This window comes from uncultured Roseibium sp. (assembly GCF_947494555.1).
Classification (GTDB): domain Bacteria; phylum Pseudomonadota; class Alphaproteobacteria; order Rhizobiales; family Stappiaceae; genus Roseibium.
In genome coordinates this window covers 1,518,750-1,541,443 of record NZ_CANLVF010000001.1, presented here as the reverse complement: position 1 = coordinate 1,541,443, position 22,694 = coordinate 1,518,750, and the positions used below count along the sequence as shown (strand labels likewise).

The following is a 22,694-nucleotide window of genomic DNA, read 5'->3' as shown; positions in this document are numbered from 1 at the left end:
AGTGTGGATTAATTGGACGGCAGCAGGTCCTGAACTTCTTCGGTCAGTTCTTCCTGCAGTTCTCCCATGTCCTCGAATTCACCTGTGACGATGCCCTCGATGCCGTCATAAATCACCTGTGTGATCGCAAGGCCGTTGTCGCCCGGGTAGGCCTGCCAATCGCGCAGCAGCGGCAGCTGACGCACGGCCGTTTCCTTGTTCGGGTTCTGCTTGTAGAAATCGGCAAGGATGACTTCGTTGGCGGCCTTGTTCGGCGGCATGTAGCCGGTCGTGCGGGCCACATCGGCAGCGCCTTCACCGGAGGTGATGAACTTCAGCCATTTCCAGGACGCGTCCAGAACCTTCGGATCGTCGCTGGTGGAGACCAGCATGGCGGCGTTGCCACCAGCCGGCAGGCCCATCGGACCGCTTGAAACCAGACCCGGATATTCGTTTGTCTTCAGCTCAAAATCGCCCTTGGCACGTTCGACCGCGCCCAGCGCAGAAGTCGACCAGAACATCATGCCGATCTCACCGGCGGAGAAGGATGCAAGCGCTGCCTTCCACTCGATGTTCTGCATGTCGCAGCCCCGGAAAATGCCTTTCATGGTCTCAAGGGCTTTCAGGCCCTCCGGCGATGCAATCTGAATTTCGTTGCCTTCCATGGTCGCCTTGTCCTGCGACCACATCAGTGCCTGCAGGAACCAGTTGCCGGTGATGTTCCAGCCCCAGAACATCGGGTTCCTCACGCCCGCTTCCCGCAGCGTTCCACACACCTCGACAACCTCGTCCCAGGTTTTGGGAAGCTGATCGGCGGACGTGATTCCGGCCTTCGCCATGACGTCCATGTTGTAGTAACCTACCGGAAGCGAGACCGAAAACGGCAGGCCGTAGATGTCGTCGTTGAACGTGCCGAGTGCCAGCATGGCATCGTGATACCCGTCCTTGGCGAAGTCTTCCTCTCTGAGGATGAAGGGCTCAAGCGACTTGGCGATTCCCTTCTCGACAAGGATCGCCTGGCGGTTGAGGCCTTGCATGGTGACGTCGGGCAACGTGCCGGCGACTGCCTCACGCAGGATGGTGTTGGTGCCGTCTTCGTAGGATTCGTAGGTCGCCCGGATCTTCACGTCGATGTTGGGATGCTGCTCGTTGAACTTGGGCAGGATCTTTTCATAGGTCACATCGAACAAGTGGCTGTAAGGATAAGCGAACTCGATTGTAATCTTGTCTTCAGCCTGTGCGGCCGAAGCCGCGAACAGCATTGCTATTGCGGTGAGGGTCTTTTTCATGGAACTCTCCGTCTGTTGCCGGGGGAACGGCAGGTCGCCAAACTCGCCCGTTCCCTGGTGATCCCTTCAGTGGGATTTCGGTGATGGGACCGCCTCCTGGCGGTCCCGCAAATCGGCCGGGTCATTTCATCCCCGACAGGGTGATGCCTTCGATGAAGCGCCTCTGCGCGATCATGAAGGCTACGATCAAGGGCGCGACGATGATGGTCGCAGTGGCCATCATCGGTCCGAAATTGTCGCCATCCGCATCGCCCTTGAATTCGCGAAGGCCGAGAGGCGGCGTGAACAGGGACCGGTCTCCGGTGACCACGATGCGTGGCCAGAAATAGTCGTTCCAGTGCGCGACGACCGAAAAGATCGCAAAGGCCAGAAGCGCGGGGATTGCGGTCGGCAGCATCACATTCCAGATGATTGAAAACTCGCTCATGCCATCCATGCGCGCCGCATCGATCAGATCGTCGGGAACGGTCATGAAGAACTGCCGCATCAGGAAGATGCCGAAGACCGAGATCGTCCACGGAATGACAAGCGCGGCGTAGGTGTTGGTCAGGCCGAGCTTCGCCAGCATGATGTAGAGCGGCAGCGCAATGGCGTGGACGGGGATGAGCAGGCAGAAGAGAACGAGGCCGAAGACGGCTTCCCGTCCCCAGAAGCGCAGCTTGGCAAGCGCGTAGGCGCAAGGCAGAGCGACAAGCACCTGAATGAAGAAGATCGATGCGGTCACCACGACGCCGTTGAAGAGGTAGCGGATCAGCGGTGCCTTTTCGAATGCCGTGGTATAGTTGTAGATGAACGGCGTCACCATGCAGTCGGCGGCATCCCTGCCGAGCTTGATGCAATAGTCGTCCCGGAACAGCTCCTGCGTTCCGAAGAACCCGCCCGTGTTCTGCATGATCTCTGCCGGGCTTTTGAAGCTGTAGCTCAGCATCACGTAGAACGGCAGCAGAACGATCAGGCTTCCGAGGATCAGGACGACATGCTTGATCGTCTCAGCCGCCGAAAACCGGAAGGCAGGAAGGGAAACCGGGCTTGTCGCCGGCAGGCTTGCCTCGCTCATGTGTAGTGCACCCTTCTTTCAACGAGCCAGCGCTGCATCAGCGTGAGGAACATGACGAAGGCCAGGAAGACCACGGTAATCGCGGCCCCAATGCCCATCAGGTTTTGCTGGATCGCCTTTTCGTAGATTGCGAACATCATCACATAGACCGACTTCGACGGCCCTCCCCCCTGCGGGTAGAACGCCTCGACCGTGTCGAAAACCTGGAAGGAGCGGATGAAGGAGATCGTGACGACGAAGACGGTTGTCGGGCCAAGCATGGGCCAGGTGACCAGCCGGAACCGGTCCCAGGCGGTCTCGGCTCCATCCATCTCGGCGGCGTGATAAAGCTCGCGCGGCACGGACGTCAGCCCGGCAAGGTAGAGCACCATGTTGAAGCCGAAGCCCTGCCACACACCAATGAAGGCCACGGTCCATATCGCGTAGTCGCGGTCGGTCAGCCAGAGCGGGAAGCTGCGTTCGCAGCCCGTCGCATACCAGGACCAGGCCTCCAGAAACGATCCGCAGCCCCTTTCGAGCGTCGAATTGACGATGCCGATTGTCGGATGGAAGGCGAACTCCCAGACGATGGCCATTGCAATCAGTGCCGCCATGACGGGGAGAAAATAGATCGTCTTGTAGAGATCGCCGAAGCGCCTTGTGGAATTGATCAGGAGCGCTGCTCCAATGCCAAGCCCCACGGACAGCGGCACGACGACGAAGACATACCGGAAGGTTGCCCCAAACATTTTCTCGTAAGTGGAGCGCGTGAAGATCTTCTCGTAATTCTCCAGGCCGACAAATTCGGCACCCGGGTTTCCGAGACTGTAGCTGGTAAAGCTCAAGGCACCTGCAATGGCAATCGGCATCAGCAGGATGACAACCATCAAAAACAGGGCGGGGCCGACAAACCACCAGTGCGCCTTCGCGGTCTGCATCACGCCACCTCGGCAACGGTGCCGGTGTCGGTATTCTTCAGATCCAGCCTTTTGCCGTCCTTGCCAAAGACGAGCGCCTGGCCGTGTTCGCGAATGATGTGGACCGTCTGGCCGAAGGAAGTTCCCTGCCCTTCATGCGGCGATACCCGCACAACAAGCCTTTGAGAGCCGTTCAGAACCGATACGTGCAGGAAGATGTCGGCCCCCAGATTTTCCTTGTGCACGACCTGTCCCGAAAGCGCCTCCGGCGCGCCCTTGTCGCTCAGAGACAGGTGTTCGGGACGCAGCCCGATGCTGACCGACCCGACAACACCCTTCGTTGCTGCACGCGACAGCACGATTTCGCCGCAGCGGGCGTATCCGTTGTTGTCGAGCGAACCTGGCAGGAGATTGATTTTGGGAGCGCCGACAAACTCAGCAACCCGTATGTCCTGAGGATCGTTGTAGACGGCCTGCGGCGCGCCGAGTTGAAGGATCTCGCCGTCCATCATAACTGCCATCCGGTCGGACATCGTCAATGCCTCGGCCTGATCGTGTGTCACATAGACGAATGTCGTCTTCAATGAGCGGTGCAACTCGGCGAGCTCTGAACGCATGTGAATGCGCAGCGCGGCATCGAGGTTGGAAAGTGGCTCGTCCATGAGGAAAGCAACGGGTTTGCGGACCATGGCACGGCCTAGTGCCGCTCTTTGCCGTTGCCCGCCCGATAATTGACCGGGTTTGCGATCCAGCAGATGATCGATCTTCAGGATCTGCGCGGTTTCGCGAACCTGTTCCACAATTGCCTTGTATTGACCGCGGGCGAGGACAGGCCCCAACAGCGGCAAACGACCGGCAATCGAAAGATCGCGAAGTTTGAGCGGTGTCGCCATGTTTTGCGCAACCGTCAAATGCGGATAGAGCGCATAGGACTGAAACACCATCGCAAGGTTTCGCCTGGCCGGTCGCACGTCGTTCACAGTCCGGCCACCGATCACAACAGCACCCGCACTTGGTGCTTCCAATCCCGCGAGTATCCGCAAGAGGGTCGATTTCCCGCATCCTGACGGTCCGACAAGCGTCAGGAACTCGCCATCTGCAATGTCGAGGTCGATTCCGTTCAGAACCGAGGTCGTCCCAAAACTCTTTTCTATCGCCGATAATGAAATCGCAGTCATCTAAGGCTCCCGTTTCCCGGGCAACCTAGACAGACAGAATAAAACGGATGTGACGTAATATTAGTGTTTCTAATGCGAGCTAAGGTTTGGCAGCGCTGTTAACACGGAACTGTCATGAACACCCCTCCAAGTCCCTATCAGATCAAGGCTTTCACCTATGTTGCGCGTGAAGGCAGCTTCTCGCTGGCCGCAAATGTCCTTGGCGTCACCCAATCATCGATCACACAGCACGTTGGCAAACTGGAAACGTTGATGGGTACGCAATTGTTCGTCCGGCGCCGCAGTGGACTGGAATTGACTCGCGCAGGTACAGAATTGTTTGCCATATCCGACCGCCTTGCGACGATGGAACAGCTCGTCAATGAAAAAGTGAGCGACTTCAGCGCCCTCACCGACGGCCATATCAGGCTGATCGCAAATGCCCCCCGCCCCGCAATGCCGATCGTTGCGCAATACGGAAAACTTTATCCTCAGGTGCAGATCGACTTCACTCTCTTCAATTGGACAACGGCGATGACCCTGCTCGCCGAGCGCAGGATCGATATCGCAATCGCAACCGAACCTGAGGAAAGCGCCGCCCTTTATACCCACGAACTTCGCAGATCACGATACAAGGCGCATATGCGCAAAGATCATCCCCTCGCCTCACGCAACAGCATTTCGCTGCGAGACCTGCAGGCTGAAACACTTGTCTTGCCGGAAGACGGATCCCTCACGCAGAAGATCGTGCGCGCCAAGATGCACGAATACAATCTCGACTTTTTCAGGATCCTGCGAACCACGACTTTTCCAATGGTCAAAGAAGCTGTGCTTCACAATCTCGGGATAGGCTTGTTGCTTGAACGGAGCCTCTTTCCATCAGACAATCTCGTCGCCGTCGATGTGGAAGAGATGCCTGAAGAATACCGCGATTGCATCGCAATACCGGCGGACAAGCGCGAACTTCGCCTTATACGGAGCTTTCTCGACGTCGCCGTCGAAGTTCGGGCAGGTGGAGGCTTTTAGGCCGCGCGCCTATTTCTGAAATTTGATCCACAAATAAATATGGGCAAGTTATTCCACGCGTTGGATCAAAAGCGCTCTTGAATAACGGTTTTTTACCCGATTTTTGCAGCTTCAACTTGGGATGCACTTTTTAGTTGTTTAAAAAACTTCAAACTATAGTAAACAAAAGATTAAAAAACTCGCTAAAATGCGGTCTTTACATTGAATTCGTTGCGCGATAGCAACACCAGGAATGATTACACGCCATGCAGAACAATCTAGGCATGGGCATGCGGGCGAAGGTATAATAGTGTGCACCCGAACAAAAACAAAAAAGTGGCACTGTGGTCTATGCGTACAATAGCGGCCCTCCTTTTGAGCGTGTGTCTGGTGGAAGGATCCTATGCGGCGGATCTCCGGCAGATCGTTCAGGAAGCTGTCTCGACAAATCCGGACGTCTTGGAGTCTGCGGCCAACAGGCGTGCGCGTGACTATGAGTATCGTCGCTCGCAGGGCGCGTTCCTTCCCACTCTGGACCTTTCTGCTGAACTCGGCCCCGAACGTTTGGACCGGCCCAATTCATTCAGCGCCGACGAAAACGACAAATGGCGGTTTTCAAAAGAATTCACCCTGACTGTTCAGCAGCTGCTTTTCGACGGCTTCACGTCGGTGAACGAGATCTATCGGCAGAGCGCACGGGTTGACGGTGCCGCTTTGCGCGTCATGGAGCGGTCCGAGGCAATCGCGCTCGATGCGGTTGAATCCTATATTGACGTGCTCAGAAGCACCGCCATTCTCGCAAAAGCAAGAATGAACGTCCAAAAACACCGGCGCATCTTCTCCGATGTTCGAACCCGATTCGAAGGTGGCGAAACCGGTGCTGCGGACCTTGCACAAGCCCGGGAACGGGTCGCTGCCGCCGAGGTGATTGTTTCTGAAGTACAACAGTCCCTCCTCGACACGATCGCGAAATTTGAACGGGTCGTCGGCAAGAAGCCCGCCTCGCTTGCACCTGCAAAGCCGGCAAGTCTCCCCGGCGGATCTGTCAATCAGCTGGTTGATTCCGCGGTCCAAACGCACCCGACAGTTCGGGCTGCATTGGCTGACGCGGATGCAGCCAAGTTTGAGTTCGAAGCCAGCAAAGGCAATTTTTTGCCGGAAGTCGCTTTGCAAGGACAGGCGACCGTTGGCGACGATGTCGGTGGCATCGAAGGCCGGAACAACGAATATTCCGGCAAGCTCGTGTTCTCCTGGAACCTTTACAATGGCGGTCGTGACACGGCGCTGAGCCAGGAATACAGCGAGCGCTTGACTGAGGCACAGATTCGCGTTGACCGGGTTCGGCGGGAACTGAAGGAAGGCATCCAGCGCTCCTTCGCCGCAGTCAGCACGACAACCAACCGGATCCAGTCGCTGCGCGAACAACTCTCCGCAAACAGACAGGTGGTCGAGGGTTACCGGCAGGAATACGACATCGGACAGCGTACGCTGCTTGACGTCCTGAACGCCGAGAACGCGCTTTTCAACAGCGAAATCGAACTGATTTCCGTCCGCGCTGTTTATGCGTTCTCCACGTACCAGCTCAGGGCGACATCCGGAGACCTGCTGGCCTATCTGAGCGTATCTCCTCCACCTGAAGCGGCAGACGGCCAGCGCGAGGCGGCGACAATCCTGCCCAGAAATCCGCTCAACCTCGAGCCGTTACGTAAATTCTAACGTTTCAAACGCATATTTGGTTTGCCGGAACACCGGCAAACCAATAATTTACGTAGAAGACCGCAGGAAGGAACTTTCCAGAACGCTTCTGCCTTATTCGGGCACCACGTTGTGTTGCATAGACCGGATGTCTCAGGCCGACCCGCTTCTGGAAAAGACCTGGACGGTGACAAAGCCCGTGGCCCGCACCCAATATGCTGCAAAAAAGCACCGAAGAAACTTCAGACAAGAACACCGCACCGCAGGGGTCAGATGACAACGATCCGCTTGCAAGCGCGTTGAAATACATTGCGCGCGTGCATGGGTTCCACGTAACCGATTCCGTGATCTGGAACGGATTGCCGAAGGCCGGAAGCCGGCTAACAGTGGGTATACTCGGCCGCGCAGCTGCCAATTGCGGCTTGAATGTCCTGCCGGACAAGAAGGAACTGGACACGATCCCGCTCCCGGCGCTTCCCTGTATCATCGCGATGAAAAATTCCGACATGCTCGTGCTCACCGGCATGAACAAGGAGGCAGGAACCGTCGAGCTTGTTGACCCGTCGCGGTCATCGGACAAGCGTCAACACTCGTTAGATGAAATCCGCGGCAGCTACAGCGGCTACGCCATCTTTTTCCAGCCAGAGAACGACTCTTCCGGCTTGAGCGAACGTGCGCTCGGGCCACGGGGACACTGGTTCTGGAGCACGATCTCGACCTTCTGGCGCGACTACATCCATGTTGCGGTCGCGGCTCTCCTGATCAATCTTTTGGCCCTCGCCTCTCCGTTGTTCACAATGAATGTCTATGATCGCGTGGTACCGAATTTCGCGATACCGACGCTATGGGCATTGGCAATCGGTGTCATACTCACGCTGGTATTCGACTTTGTCCTAAAAATCGCACGTGGACAGATCATCAACGTTGCCGGCAAGCAGGCAGACAATGCGCTTGCAAGCAAGATTTTTGCGCATGCGCTTGCGATCGACTTCGAAAAGCGCCCTGTCAGCTCTGGTCAGTTCGCCAACCACATCCGTGAGTTTGAAAACGTTCGCGAGTTCATCACGTCGTCTTCTCTGGTTTCGATCATCGATGTCTTTTTCATCGGTATTTTCGTCGCGGTCCTGTTTCTTCTGGTCGGACCGATCGCAATCGTGCCATTGATCGCGGTGCCGGTGGTGCTCGCTATCAGCCTGTTTGTGCAGGCTCCACTTTCAGGTGCCATCGAGCAGTCACACACGGAAAGCGCAATCCGCCATTCCATTCTGGTCGAGAGCATTGCCAACCTTGATACGGTCCGCGCCTTGAACGCCGAAGGCCGCATGCAAACCAAGTGGGAACGCTCTGTCGCAGCAAGCAGCGCGGCCATCATGAAGGGGCGGTTCTGGGCGCTGATCGCACAAACAGGCACGGGGCTGGTTCAGGCGTCCGTTTCCATTGCCATCATTGTCTGGGGCGTCTACCTCATCCAGAGCGGCGACATCACCATGGGCGCGCTGATTGCCGCGATGATGCTTTCCGGGCGGGTGCTCGCACCGCTTGCCAACGTTGCCAATACCCTCACACGCCTGCGCCAGACGCTCCACTCCTACAAGATCCTTGACGAAGTCATGTCGACGGACACCGAGCGCAAGCCCGGGCGAACCTATGTCAACAAGCGCATCGCGTCCGGTTCGGTAGAGTTCAAGGGCGTGAATTTCCGGTATCCGGGCGCTGAAGACGACAGTCTCAAGAACATTTCCTTCAAGATCACGCCAGGCGAGACGGTCGGATTGATCGGGCGCGTTGGCTCCGGCAAAAGCACGATCGGCCGCCTGGTATCCGGACTTTACTACCCATCAAACGGTACGGTGTTGATTGATGGGACCGACACCCGTCAATTCGACCCGGCGGACCTGCGGTCAAATGTCGGATTTCTTTCACAGGACAATGTGCTCTTCAGCGGCACAGTCCGCGAAAACATTAGCGCTGGAGACCCGTTTGCAGACGACGATGCACTCGTTGAAGCAGCCCGGATTGCCGGTGTTGAGGAATTTGTGGCGCAAAGCCCGCTTGGATACGACCTGCAGGTCGGTGAAGGTGGCCGTTTCCTGTCCGGTGGTCAAAAGCAGGCAGTTGCGCTGGCCCGCATTCTCTTGAGAAAACCACGCGTTCTTTTCCTTGATGAACCCTCTAGTCATCTCGACCTAGCCTCAGAGCGCCGTTTGATCACACGACTGATGGACTTCAACTCGCCTGATACGACCGTCATTATCAGCACGCACCGCATGAGCCTCGTTGAACTGACGGATCGCCTCATCACGCTCGATTTCGGCAAGCTTGCTCTCGATGGTCCACGCCAGGAGGTCCTGAAAAAGCTCCAGGAGCTCGGCGCGGTCAATGCTGCGAACCAGCAAGGCACACAAGGTGGCGCGTCATGAGGTCGGACGACTGGAACTACGCCCACGACATTCGCGACATCATCCAGACGAAACCGCCGCGATACACCACAAATGTAATCCGGATTGGATTGGTGTTGTTTGTCGTGATGCTGGCGTGGGCCTATTTCGCGACCCTTGAGGAAGTCACTCGAGGAGACGGACGCGTTGTCCCCTCACGCCAGATCCAGGTTGTCCAGGCGCCGGAACGGGGAATTGTCGAGAAGATCTTCGTCGAAGAAGGCGACATTGTCGACGAAGGTCAGCCGTTGATCGAAATCGACGACACGACATTTTCCTCTCAACTCGGCGAAATCCGGCAGCGCCGTTGGGCGCTGATGGCACGTGTCGCGCGGCTGGATTCTGAGGCCGACCAGCAGCCATTGGCGTTTCCCGAAGAATTGTTGCATGAAGCGCCTGGCCTAATTCGGGAAGAGGAAAACGTCTATCAGGACAAAAAAGCCAGCCTGGACAATGAATTGCGCGTTCTTCAGAACCAGTTCTCGCAGCGCGAGCAGGAATACCAGGAACTGCTTGCGAAACAGGCAAAGCTCGAAACCGTTACCGAAATCATGGAACGGGAAGTCGAAATCAAACAGAGCCTTTATGAGCGGAAGGTGTTGCCTGAGATCGAGTTCCTGCAATTGCAACGCCAATTGAAGGAAAGCGAAGGCGAGCTGGCCATCACAAAGGCGTCGGTAAATAGAGCCTTGGCAGCGCGCGAGGAAGCGAATGAACGCTCCAGCAGCGCCGTTGCAACGTTTGTCTCCGAAGCGAGCCAGGAGCTCGCCGAAGCCCGCGGCGAACTCGCCGTCATCAACGAGACGTTGAGGGGGGCCGCGGACAGGGTGCGAAGAACCGAACTCGTTTCTCCGGTCAAGGGCATCATTAACAAACTGAACATCACGACAATCGGTGCGGTGGTCCAGCCCGCGGCGGATCTGGTAGAAATCGTGCCCCTCGAAGACACGCTTCTGATCGAGGCGCAAATCCGGCCCAAAGACGTCGCGTTTCTTCATCCGGGCCAGAAAGCACAAGTAAAAATAACGGCTTACGACTCTTCAATATATGGCGGGCTCGAGGGCAATCTGGAGAGGATCAGTGCGGACACCACTGAAGACGAGGAAGGCAATCGTTTCTTCCGCGTCATGATAAGAACAGATAAAAACTACCTCGGCTCGGACACTGAACCTTTACCAATAATACCAGGAATGGTTGCTTCGATAGATATATTAACCGGGGAGAAAACGGTCCTGGACTACATCTTGAAGCCGATCAAGAAAGTTCGGGACGAAGCACTCAGGGAGCGCTGACGTCTCGGCAATAAACGAGGCGATCGGCAGATGGATCACGGAGCAACCGCACCGGCACAACCGGCTGTGAGCGGGACAGTATTGCGTTCGTTTTGGCAGGCATGCATTTTGGGCCTGTCGTTGAACCTGTTGTCTGCCGCTTCATCTGCTGAGGATACCCCAGCCCTTTCGTCTGGCAGAACAGACGCCGGGGTCTTCAGTGACGTTTCCATCGAGACAGCCTCCTCCGCAACGCCTCACAGTGTGCCGAGTCAGGTCAAATCGGCGACCCGGATAGCATTGTCGGAAACGCGCGTTGATCCCATTGGCAAACCGCGATCCAAGCCGGCACGAGCAAACCGACAATTCGCATTAAACGCGCCCGCTGCGCAATCCGCTGCCCCCACTCCGACAAGACTGTTTGGCTTGCGCGGCAAACCTGTTTCGATTTCGCCTGTTTCGCAACGCTGGCAACGTGCAGTCTCGGAACTGGAAGGAACGGCGCAAGACGCTGGTCGAACCAGGCACGGATTTCGCGCCTATTCGGCAATCCTGGACCAGGTTAGCCCGTTGCGGCGCGGTCTGCAGATCCCGAAAGTCAACTACATGGTCAACCGCTTGCTGGCCTATCGGGAAGACAGCTTTCTCTATAAGAAGGCCGAATATTGGGCGAGCCCGGTAGAGACACTCACCCGGCGTGCAGGCGACTGTGAAGATTATGCCATCTTGAAATACGCATTGTTCCGCGACCTTGGCGTCAAGGATGAGGACATGCGCATCGTTGTATTGCGCGACACGGCAGCCCGCCAATATCATGCCGTCCTGTCCGTTCGGCACAATGGCAAGTGGCTTATTCTGGACAACCGTTTCTCACGCGTCCGGTTCGAGCGTGATCTTCCGCACTATCAGGCGCTCTATTCCGTGAATGCTGCCGGCGAATGGAGCCACATGCCAAACGCGGGCAAACCGGTCAATCTGGCCGCACGGCTTAAGTCCGCAACACGCTGAGCGGAAAGCCGTCACATTCTGGCACGCCTGCGGCACATCAGGGCGAAATAGTCTTCGACACCTGCCCTGCGCAGGCAGGCGTGTTATACGCTGCCTATGAAAAAGCAAAAACAATCCGGATTGATTCGCGGCTCCCTTGTGCTCACACCAGCGCTTTGCCTGGCTGTGGTCAGTTGTGTGTTGTCGGCCTGTGTCATTTCCGGCGGATATTTTTTGGCGGATCGGCAAAGGTCCACCTTGGTGGCGGAGGAAAAGTTCGCGTCAGAGCAGCGAGCGAAACTCGTCAGTGCTCTTGAGGACGCAAACCTGATCCGCCCACGTCTGAGATTGGAAGAATTGGCGACATTGCCGCTCGTTCCGGAATTTGTCGAGCTCGCAACCGAACAGCCGGAAAGCGTGGAGACGCGCGAGCTGGAAACATATCTGCGGACCGTTCTTGAAGCCGCGAGCCGAGAAACCGGCCTTGCGCGCATCGCCCTTCAGGATGCCCAGGGAGCTGAGATCCTGAGCGCAGGAGGGTCTGCTTCTAAACCTGACGCAGAGCAACGAAAAATGGTTGAAGCGGTGGTCGAGGATATTAAAAATCCGGGAACGCCAGCGGGAACAATCAAAGGCTACATTTCACTCGAAACTGAAACCATATTGCTGACCCAGGATGGAAACGCACCATCAACGACATCGAGCATCCAGGGTGGAACATCGCTGCTTTCGCCGAGCAGGGCTATGGCTGATATTCCGAACGCGACCCGCTCGCTCGCGATCATTGCCGGATTGTCAGTCTTGGGAACCGGCCTTGCAGGTGCATTTCTCCTGCGTCGCCGAAGACATCGCGAAGCTTGAATTCAACTCGTCTCTGACTTTCGAACTGCAGGGGTCAACGCCTGAACCATGACGTCAGACCCAAAAAGGCGGGCAAAAGCCCGCTTTTTTTATTCCTAAAGCTCAATATCTTAGGCGACATTTACCGGGATTTGCGCTTCGCTTCCTTCCACGTCGAGCACAACGCGGATCGTTTCGCCCATAGAACCATGCTCTTGAAGGGTCGCCGCGCTTTGCCAGTCGTGCGCCGTGCCTTGACCGTCCAGATCAACTTCCAGCCTGACTTCGCCATCCGCCTGTTTTTCAGCGCGGACAAAGTCACCGGCATTCGCAGCTGTTGCGAACGCACCTTCGAGAAGCTCCCCGAGATCGATCTTGTCGCCGTCTGCGAATGAGTAGTCCGTAATGATATCGGCTTCGGCAAGCGAATTGAGAACAAATGTGTCAGCGCCACCGCCACCGGTCAAAGTGTCGATGCCAAGACCGCCAATCAGAACGTCATCTCCATCAGTGCCGACCAGGATGTTGTCACCGTCGTCGCCCCTGATCACCGATCCTGTAACGAGAGCACCCAGCTCGGCAACATCGGCTGAAGCCGAAGCAACAAGGCTTTCTGTCTGTGTCTCGTTGTCTAGGCTGGCGCCTGGTAACTCTGCAGCCGTAGCCTGTTCGGAGGTCGAGGTGGTTTCGTCAGCGCGTACTTCTATCTCGACTTCCCGGGTCACAACAGAACCATCGGCATAGACAAGTGCAAGCTCAACTGAATCGGCACCCTCATACCCTGCAGCGGGATTGAACGTCACAGTGAAGTCTTCTGAGACGGAAACTTCACCGTGCTCAGGAGCACCGGTGACTGCAATCTGGGACAGTCCCGCCTCGACTTCTTGCGCCGTTGCGGAATAAAGCACCAGCGCAATGCCGGCTGCCATTGCCGTTGATTGTCTTGTCGTCTCGTCCGCGTCATGCTCACCACCGCCGAGAGTGTTGAACGCAGTGCCGGCATAGCTGCCGGTGCTTCCGTCGACAGTCTGGTAAGTGCCCTCGGCATAGACGGTGTTTCCGCTGACAGTCTTGTAGACTTGGCCTGCGTTGAGGTTGATCGACTCGATGCCGAGATCACTCAGCGTCGACAACTCACCGTCCTGCGAAACGCCATCGGTGTTGACGTCTTGCCAGACCCTGAGATCCGTGAAGGCTTCATCGCTCGCATCGATCAAACCGTCACCGTTGCTGTCGAGCAAAGCCAGGGCTTCCAGCGAATCCGCAAAACCGCCTTCGTTGAAAACTTCCGAAAAAACTTCCTTTCCGCTTTCGATCTTGCCGGACCCGTCGAGATCCATGACGAGGATCCCGTCATCGGCTCCGACCCAGCCAGACACCTCGGCCTGCCCGTCGCCATTCAGATCGAACGCAACACCATCTTCTGCAGACACAAGTTCCACGCCGTCGCCGTCAAGATCGAGGACGATCGGGTCGGAAGAGAAACTGAAGTCCGAAGAAGTGAGAACAGCGGATGAGATTCCGGTCAGCACGGCAACAAACTGGTTGTTGACAGTTTCGAAGATCGCCGCGTTGCCGGCCCCATCATCACCAATCACCAGGTCGGCAAAGGTCAGGCCTCCGGTAATTACGATCGTATCGAGTCCGTCCTTGTAGAACTGAATGCGGTCTGCTCCGGCTGCCGTTGCGCTGCCTTCGCCTGCGGCGAACACAAACTCATCGGATCCAGCGCCACTTACGAGCAGATCCTGACCTGCCCCACCAATCAGCTTGTTATTGCCGAGGATGGCGTAGAGCTCGTCATTCCCCTCGCCCCCAATAAGCGTATCCGAACCGCCCAGTCCGAATATGTCATCGTCACCGTCACCGCCCGAAAGCGTGTTCGACTCGTTGTTACCGAAGAGAAAGTCGTCGAATTGGCTACCGTTGATGTTTTCGACGCTGACCAGATCATCATGCGCGATCGTGTTGTTGTTGATGCCCTGAATCAGATTCGCCAGACCCGAATCGAGGTTGGATGCGTCAGTCGCCCAACCCAGATCCTGCCTTACGACAATACCCTCCTCGTTGTCGGAATAGTCAGCCGTGTCTGAACCCGAGCCGCCGTCCAGGAGGTTGAAACCTCCCCGGCCGACGAGAACGTCATCACCATCGTTGCCTGACAAGGTATTGTCGTTGTCGTTGCCGACAAGAACGTCGTTACCCGTTCCTCCTGCTGCATCATCAAGGCCGGAAACACTGTCGATACCGATAACGGCCGGGTCGACGCCGTCGCGATCGGTCGCCGTTTCTGCAGCGACCGTCTGACCAAGATAGGTGCGTGCGGTGTCGTCAAGATTGACGAAAACGCCCGTACTCAGGTTTGAATAATCGATTGGTGTCACGGTTCCGGCCGCGTCGACACGCACCGTAAACGTGGCGGTTTCGCTGACATCGCCATCCGCGTCCGTCGCAGCGTACGCAAAGCTCAGATCAAGATAATGATCCGTTCCAACCGGCGCTGTGTGATCGAGCGGTTGTACAAGCAAAAAGTCGTAGCTGCCTGTTCCAACGTCAGAAAGAGCCGCAATCAAGACGACGTTGCTGTCCGTTGTGCCTCCAGGAACCGCGCCTGTATATCCAACGAGAACGCCATTGATGAAGGTGAAATTGACCAGTTCGCCGCCTGAATACAACTCGTCGAGCGTTCCGTTGGCGTCCGAGAAGGATATCGTGTCTTCGGCAACCGGCTCCGCGAAAGCGACTGAGCGGTCTCCAGGGATGCCGCCGTCGTCATTGGCATCGTCCGCACCCCAGTCGATCGCAAGATCGATACCTGCCAGTGCCGGCACACCGTCTTCTTCCACCAGGGCATCGGCCACCACGCCGATCTCCGGTCCGCCGTCCCGTACCCTGAACACAGCAGTTGCCGTATCCGGGTCTCCGTCACCGTCGGTGACAGTAAAGCGCATGCGGAACGTGAGTTGATCGTCCCGGCCGGTCTCATTTTCGTCTGGATGGTCGAAACCGACAAATTGCTGGTACGTGTAGCTACCGTCCGGATTAATGATGATCTCGAATGCGGTGGTCGCCGTGCCTTCCAGGACCGCAGTGACCGTAATAACACCGTTGGCATCAGTTGCACTCGACCAGACAATAGGCTGACCGTCGGCACTCAGCGAGCCACGGCGGTCCCCGCCACTCGCGTCCGGGTCAATCGTGCGGATGTAGTCTCCATTGGAAATGAAGTCTATTCCGGTCACTGTCGCGCCGTCGGCACCGCCATCGAATTGGAGCTGACCGGAAACAATGGTTCCAGCAGCAGTCTCGTTTTGGGTAACGCCGGATCCACGTCTGAACGCCGAAGGCCCATCATCGTCAAATGTGACGTCAGCACCGATCGAAACATCCTCGGATACGACGTCGCCATCCCCGTCCGTGACAGTAAGCACTGCCGAGATCTTGCCATCGAGCGTGATGTGCTCATCCGAAGTCGATGTGTCCGGATGGCTCAATGACTGGAACTGAACGATGCTGACCTCGCCGTTCTCGTCAATATGAACCGCAAAAACAGCGTCACCGTTTGCAATCCGTCCAACGACAAGGCCGTCTTCCAGAGAAAGGGTTATGGCGTCCCCTTCCGTCGTCGTGAGGCCCGAAGCTGCATCGTCGATGCGCAGCGACAGGTCGATGTCTGCATCGTCATCGGCACCAACGTTGACATCGAATCCGACGACACCATAACTCGCGTAAATCGGGCCAATCAGGTCGTCGTCCGAACCCGGCTGACTGACATCTTCAAAAAGCGCAACAACATCGGGATCATACTCTCCGGTGAACGGATCGAATACGTTGTCGCTGTGCAGTCCGTAGGTTTCGTCGATGCGCACATAATCTTCCACCCGAAGATCAATCTCCGGAGCATCATCCCCTACCGTGACGCGAAATTCGGCTGACACCGTGTCGCCATCGCTGTCGCTCGCGACATAGGCAAAGTCCAGGCTCCAGGCATCGGTCTGCCCGTTGACGTGGTCGATATTGCCAAGAAGTTCGAACGTATAGGCACCAGTTCCGTCATCGGAGAGCGAGACCTCGAACACCTTGTCCGCGTCCAGACGGCCTGCGCCCTGATAAGCTGTCAGGACCGTATCGTTTTCAGACAAGACATATTCAAGCGCAACGCCGTCGGATGTGGTTGCCTGCGTCGGCTGATCAGCAATAGCGGCAAAGACGACAGACCGGTTACCCGTTCCACCAGGCGTATCCTGAGTGGTTCCGTCCGTCCCGGCATCCGTATCGTCGGCGCCCCAGGTGATGTTCAGGTTGCCCGACTGCGTGAGAGCGGTCGCGTCCGGATCCGTTCCATTGGCAAGATCGGATTCTTCAAACGTGGCATCGTCCGCCGCTCCGGCAAGCGGTTCGTCGTCCGTGACGATCACACGCAGGTCGCCGTCCACCGAATCGCCGTCACTGTCAGTGGCGACATAGGCAAAGTCGAGGTTCCAGGTGTCGGTCTGTCCATTGACGTTGTCGATATTGCCGAAAAGCTCGAACGTGTAGGCACCAGTTCCGTCATCGGAAAGCGAGACCTCGAACACCTTGTCCGCGTCCAGACGGCCGGCGCCCTGATAGGCCGTCAGGACCGTGTCGTTCTCAGACAAGACATATTCAAGCGCAACACCGTCGGATGTGGTTGCCTGCGTCGGCTGATCAGCAATAGCGGCAAAGACGACAGACCGGTTACCCGTTCCACCAGGCGTGTCCTGAGTGGTTCCGTCCGTCCCGGCATCCGTATCGTCGGCGCCCCAGGTGATGTTCAGGTTGCCCGACTGCGTGAGAGCGGTCGCGTCCGGATCCGTGCCATTGGCAAGATCGGATTCTTCAACCGTGACATCATCCGCTGCTCCGGCAATCGGCGCACCGTCGGAGACCGTCACCTGGAATTCGGCCGCGATTGTATCGCCATCACTGTCGGTAGCTACATAAGCAAAGTCGAGGTCCCAGGTATCCGTCTGTCCATTTACGTGGTCGATATTGCCGAGAAGCTCGAACGTGAAGGCACCTGTTCCGTCATCGGAAAGCGAAACCTCGAACACCTTGTCAGCGTCGAGGCGACCCACGCCCTGATAGGCCGTCAGGACCGTATCGTTTTCAGACAAGACATATTCAAGCGCTACGCCGTCGGATGTGGTTGCCTGTGTCGGCTGGTCGGCAATGGCCGCAAACACGACCGAGCGATTGCCTGTACCGCTTGGTGTGTCCTGAGTAGTTCCGTCGGTACCGGCATCTCCGGCATCCGCACCCCATGAGATGTCCAGATTTCCGGTGATCGGGCTGTTAGCGCCCTCACTGATTTCACCAACATCAGCGTCGTCGCCGATAATCGGCAGATCGTCATCAACTGCGACAGAAAACGTTGATGTGCCTGTATCACCGTCACTGTCCGTGGCGACAAAACTGATATTGAGGATGATGTCGTTTTCGGCTTCGCCGGAGGGATGATCCAAAGCATCTTGAAGATCGAACTTGAAGGAACCAGTGTCCGTGTCAAAAAGTTCGACGGTGAACACAACGCGTCCGCCAGCTGTGGCGGTCAGCAGGTCGGTCGCCGCATTCAGGCTGTAGCTGAGAGCATCCCCATTTGAGGTCAAACCAAGTGCCTCAAGGCTCTCAATCGTTCCGCCCGCACCTTCGATAAAGGTTACAGCGCGGTCTCCTATTCCTGCGCTTGCGCCACCGTTTTCAACGCTGTTCTCGTTGTCGGCGCCCCAAAGAACGCCGAGATTGCCGAATACGGTCGTCGGGTCGCTGTCACCGTCCAAAAGGGCATTTGTAATGGTAGAATTGTCGCCGGTTGCCTGATCGTTGTTGCCATCGACATTGTCGTCTATACCGCCCCCGCGCTGGGTCGACAGATCGTCCTCGTCAACCACTGCGGAGACCCCGGTTTGAATGTCGAGTGTCCACGACACAAGCTGACCGACGTCGCCGCCGTTTGCGTCTGTTACCTGCAGCGTCCAAACACCAAGTTGATCACGGCCCTCGTAAAAGTCGAGGTTAAGGCTACTGTCGGGAAGCCATGTGCCGACGATATTCGTATTCCCTGTTCCAATGCTGGTCGCAGCATCATCATCGAACGACACAACCCCGTCCACCGGCTGTGTTCGCTCAAAGGAATCCTGTATGAGCCTGATTTCCGTACCGTCCGGGTGCACCAGAAAGACAAGCAAATCGCCGCTGAAACTGTGCTGCACTTCCAACGAAACGTTGACGTCGAGAATTGTTCCCGGCGTTGTCACCTCGATATTGGAAAAGATCGTGCCGCTTGTTCCGTCCGCCGGAATACGCAGATCAGCTGTCTCGGTGAAGGCAACCGGTACCAGACTATCGATCGTGTGAATATCGTCGGTCCGGAACAGCGGACCATCGTCGATCGCGAGCACCTCAAAACTGCCGGCTGCGCGATCGCCGTCGCTGTCCTCAGCAAGATAATTGAAGCTCAGCGACAGCGCATCCTCATCGAACGGCGTCGTATCCTGAATTGGATGATCCAGAACGTCGTCGAGAATGAACGTATAAGATCCACTATCGTCATCAGATAGAGCAACGCGAAATACGCTGCGTTCCCCTGCTTGGCCATACTCGGCATAGGCGGTCAATTGCGTGCCATCGCCGGACAGAACAAAGCTCAGCGCATCCCCGCGAGATGTCAGCGAAGTTAGATCGACAGTGTCCCCGCTTCCGTCGAGGACAGACACTATGCTGGCCGGGTCTGCGATGAGACCGTCTGCTACGTCGGAGAATATGACAGATCGCTGATCCGCACCGGTCGCATCATCCTGCACTGGCAACCCGTTGAGATCGCTATCGGCGGTGTCATTGTCGTCGGCACCCCAAACAATGTTCAGCGAGCCGGAAAATCTGTTGGTGAGCGGTGTCCCCGCCTGACTGGCAGCACCGTCCAGATCAAACGGAAAAGGATCGTCTAGCCCGCCCTCCAGCTCTTCTTCTTCCACAACTCCGAGGTCAGCTTCACCGGTTATCGGCGCATCGTCTGCGACTGTCACACGAAAATCGCCTTGCACGGTATCGCCGTCGCTGTCGCTTGCAACGAAGGTAAAGTCCAGATCCCAGGACTCTGTCTGTCCGCTCGTGTGATCGATATTGCCAAGAAGTTCGAAGGAGTAGGAGCCTGTTCCATCATCGGACAGCGAGACTTCGAAAACCTTGTCTGCGTCCAGACGGCCCGCACCCTTGTAGGCGGTCAGAACTGTGTCGTTTGCAGAAAGAACGTATTCAAGCGTAACGCCGTCCGACGTTGTTTCCTGTGTCGGCTGGTCCGCTATCGGCGCAAAGGTGATGGACCGGTTGCCGGTTACGCCGGGCGTGTCCTGAACACCGCCTGCATCATCGGTATCAACATCATCGGTATCGGCATCATCGGCGCCCCAAATGACATTGAGCTCGCCCGATTGCACGAGGGCAACGGCGTCCGGATCCGTTCCGGTTGGCAAATCATGTTCCGCAACTGTGCTTTGCTCTGCTGTACCGGCAAGAGGTTCGTCGTCGACCACTGTCACACGGAATTCGCCTGTGGCCGTATCGCCGTCGCCGTCGGCGGCAACAAATGCAAAATCCAGGTTCCAGGCCACCATCTGGCCGTTTGATCCCGGCGGATTGTGATCGATATTACCTAGAAGCTCGAAGGTGTAGAACCCGGTTCCATCGTCGGAAAGCGAGACCTCGAAGACCTTGTCCGCATCCATGCGGCCTGCGCCGCGATAAGCGGTCAAAACAGTACCGTTCTGGGAAAGAACATAATTCAGCGCCTCACCACCGGAGGTCGTCGTCTGGGTCGGTTGATCGGCGATCGCGGCGAACACGACCGAGCGATTGCCGGGACCGCCGGGCGTGTCCTGGAATTCGCCATCGTTGGCGGCATCCGCGTCGTCCGCTCCCCAGACGATATTCAGATCGCCCGTTTTGGTAAGTGCGCTCGGGTCCGGATCCGTTCCGTTTTTTAGATCATGTTCCTGCACCGTACGTTGTACGGCATCGCCTGCTTCCGGCTCGTCGTCGACTATTTCGACGCTGAAATCAGTGCGCACAATGTCGCCGTCGCCATCGCTGGCCAGCGCGGCGAAATCAAGGATCCAGGGATCGGTCTGCCCGTTTTCGTGGTCAATATTGCCGAAAAGCTCGAACGTGTAGGATCCGGTGTCATCGTCGAAAAGCGACACTTCGAAGATCTTGTCCGCGTCCAGTCGGCCATCGCCTTTATAGGCTGTTAGCACCGTGTCGTTTTCGGACAACTCAAAATCGAGCGTCACACCGTCGGACGTTGTTGCCTTGGTCGAAGTGGGTTGAACTGCAGCAAAGACCACAGATCGGTTACCGGTGCCACCCGGTGTATCTTGCGCGGCGCCATCGCTCGCGCTGTCTGCGTTGTCGGCACCCCAAAGGATGTTCAAGGCACCGCTCGCCACCAGCGCCGACGATCCCGGGTCGGTCCCATTGCTCAAGGCCTGTTCGTCAAACGATGCCTGCTCGGATTCGCCCCCTTCAGGCTGGTCGTCGATGATATTGACTGTGAAGACGTCGCTGTCGGTGTCGCCGTTGGCGTCGATCGCATTGAAACCAAAAACCAGCGGAATGATGTCACCCTGTCCGTCGGCGACGTGATCCAGGTTGCCGAAAAGGTCAAACGTATACTGACCACCCAAGGATGCGCCGACACCGGTGACGTTCAACGTAACCGTGAAAACGAGTTCGCCTGATCCCGACTTGGTCGCCGTGAGGGTCTGTCCGCCGTCAGCATTGCTCGTCACGCCGAAGACCAGAGCGTCGCCATCAGACGTCAGACCGCTTGGCAATCCGTCGAATTCAAGCCTGACGTCGCCGCCGGCATTGTCTCCGAAAAACACATCCAGGCTCGCGGTTGCGGAGACTGGGTTGTTCGGATCGGTGCCTTCAGGAAGGTTTTGTTCGTCAAGCGTGCTGTCGACCGGCGTACCGATGTCAGGAGATGTGTTTTCTTCAGCGTCTGAAAAATCATCGACAATGAAACCGCGCTCCGTGGGGCCTTCCCCGACCAGCAGATCAGCCACGCCCAGGCCGTCACCGAGGGAACCGATATCGGTTGGCTCGAATGTCTGCCCGGAACTTTGCGGGCTGCCAAGAGCCGTCGCCAGATTGCTAGTGTCACCCGCCGCCGTCTGGATTTCGTCCGCCACCTGGAGATTGGCAAGTGAGATGAAATCGTCGAGAGACAAGAACTCTTCATCGCCGACAATGAGGAGGTCGGCGACACTTTCGCCCGAAAAGAAGTCCTGGATGATGATCATGCCACCGTCGGCGAAGATCATCTGCAAATCACCGTCGATACGGAAAAATGAGATCGTCTCATCGAGGATTTGCCGGAAGTCGACAAGCTGGTCAGCCCCCTTGAGCATGACTATGCTCTGTTGGGCAAGAGGACGTTCGATCAGCAATGGCCCATTGCCTTCAGCAATCGCTGAAGCGCTGTCTGTTGCTGCTGAAGGGGTCGCTTGCGCTATGCGGACAAACTCGTTCATCGCCAAACACTCTGCACTTTGTGATCATTTTTTTAAAATCAGGCTTCCAACATTTACAATTTTTTCACCAAGCAGGGAAGTCACGTGCACATTAACTTTAGAAAAGGTAAACACTGATGATGCGATTTGATCAAAATTGCGGCTTAACGCTCATCGCAATCAGGATCGGAGCGCAAAACTTCAGTAATTCACGAATACTAGTCAAGTTTTTTTGTTAACTAATACAACTTCACGAACACCATTCCAGAAATAATATTTCAGAAAGCGACAAAACCCAAAAATTTACGCACGAAATCCTCAAATTACATCAGGCCAGCCGATTTCAACATTACACACCTGAAATAAGGTCGCCGCACTTAGTATTCAATTGGTGGCCTGACGATTTCACAAGACCGCAATTCAGAGTATGGGCGCGGAAATACCATACAAATAATGCACTAAGCCCCCTATAATCATAATAAGATGACACACTCCACGCTTTTACTTTAATTCCGGAAAAGGCTTTCCATTTCCATATATCAATATT

The 22,694-nt window shown here is 56.4% G+C and carries 11 protein-coding genes; 6 read left to right on the top strand and 5 right to left on the bottom strand.

Translation table 11 applies throughout. The annotated features are described in order from the left end of the window. Positions 1-8: 8 nt before the first annotated feature. The 4 genes from Q0915_RS07000 to Q0915_RS06985 all read right to left on the bottom strand — a co-directional run bounded on the left by Q0915_RS07000 (position 9) and on the right by Q0915_RS06985 (position 4,399). Complete coding sequence (locus Q0915_RS07000; RefSeq protein ID WP_299481236.1) at positions 9-1,268, bottom strand: extracellular solute-binding protein; 1,260 nt, start codon at positions 1,266-1,268, stop codon at positions 9-11. Between the two features lie 121 nt (positions 1,269-1,389). Beyond that, entirely contained in the window at positions 1,390-2,325 is a 936-nt protein-coding gene (locus Q0915_RS06995; protein ID WP_299481233.1) for a carbohydrate ABC transporter permease, read from the bottom strand. After that, on the bottom strand, positions 2,322-3,242 hold the full coding sequence (locus tag Q0915_RS06990; RefSeq protein WP_299481230.1) for a sugar ABC transporter permease: 921 nt from the start codon (positions 3,240-3,242) through the stop codon (positions 2,322-2,324). The genes Q0915_RS06995 and Q0915_RS06990 overlap by 4 nt, the downstream gene beginning before the upstream one ends. After that, positions 3,242-4,399, bottom strand: coding sequence for an ABC transporter ATP-binding protein (locus Q0915_RS06985; protein WP_299481227.1), 1,158 nt, complete (start codon positions 4,397-4,399; stop codon positions 3,242-3,244). Before Q0915_RS06985 ends, Q0915_RS06990 begins: the two co-directional genes overlap by 1 nt. Before the next feature lie 114 nt (positions 4,400-4,513). On the opposite strand from Q0915_RS06985, the gene Q0915_RS06980 reads away from it, so the two are divergent. The 6 genes from Q0915_RS06980 to Q0915_RS06955 all read left to right on the top strand — a co-directional run bounded on the left by Q0915_RS06980 (position 4,514) and on the right by Q0915_RS06955 (position 12,635). Then, positions 4,514-5,404, top strand: a complete 891-nt coding sequence (locus Q0915_RS06980) for a LysR family transcriptional regulator (protein WP_299481224.1) — start codon at positions 4,514-4,516, stop codon at positions 5,402-5,404. A gap of 330 nt (positions 5,405-5,734) precedes the next feature. Beyond that, positions 5,735-7,099, top strand: coding sequence for a TolC family outer membrane protein (locus Q0915_RS06975; RefSeq protein ID WP_299481222.1), 1,365 nt, complete (start codon positions 5,735-5,737; stop codon positions 7,097-7,099). A 194-nt stretch (positions 7,100-7,293) separates the two neighbouring features. Further along, on the top strand, positions 7,294-9,498 hold the full coding sequence (locus tag Q0915_RS06970) for a type I secretion system permease/ATPase (RefSeq protein WP_299481219.1): 2,205 nt from the start codon (positions 7,294-7,296) through the stop codon (positions 9,496-9,498). After that, positions 9,495-10,808, top strand: a complete 1,314-nt coding sequence (locus Q0915_RS06965; RefSeq protein WP_299481216.1) for an HlyD family type I secretion periplasmic adaptor subunit — start codon at positions 9,495-9,497, stop codon at positions 10,806-10,808. The genes Q0915_RS06970 and Q0915_RS06965 overlap by 4 nt, the downstream gene beginning before the upstream one ends. Before the next feature lie 405 nt (positions 10,809-11,213). Next, positions 11,214-11,795, top strand: coding sequence for a transglutaminase-like cysteine peptidase (locus Q0915_RS06960; RefSeq protein WP_299481212.1), 582 nt, complete (start codon positions 11,214-11,216; stop codon positions 11,793-11,795). Positions 11,796-12,035: 240 nt separating this feature from the next. After that, the gene (locus Q0915_RS06955; RefSeq protein WP_299481209.1) at positions 12,036-12,635 is read left to right on the top strand and encodes a hypothetical protein; all 600 of its coding nucleotides are present in this window, start codon (positions 12,036-12,038) and stop codon (positions 12,633-12,635) included. A gap of 110 nt (positions 12,636-12,745) precedes the next feature. Here the strand turns inward: Q0915_RS06955 and Q0915_RS06950 are convergent, their stop codons facing one another. Then, positions 12,746-22,168: a DUF5801 repeats-in-toxin domain-containing protein gene (locus Q0915_RS06950; RefSeq protein WP_299481206.1), complete on the bottom strand. Its 9,423-nt coding sequence runs from the start codon at positions 22,166-22,168 to the stop codon at positions 12,746-12,748. Between the last annotated feature and the right edge of the window lie 526 nt (positions 22,169-22,694).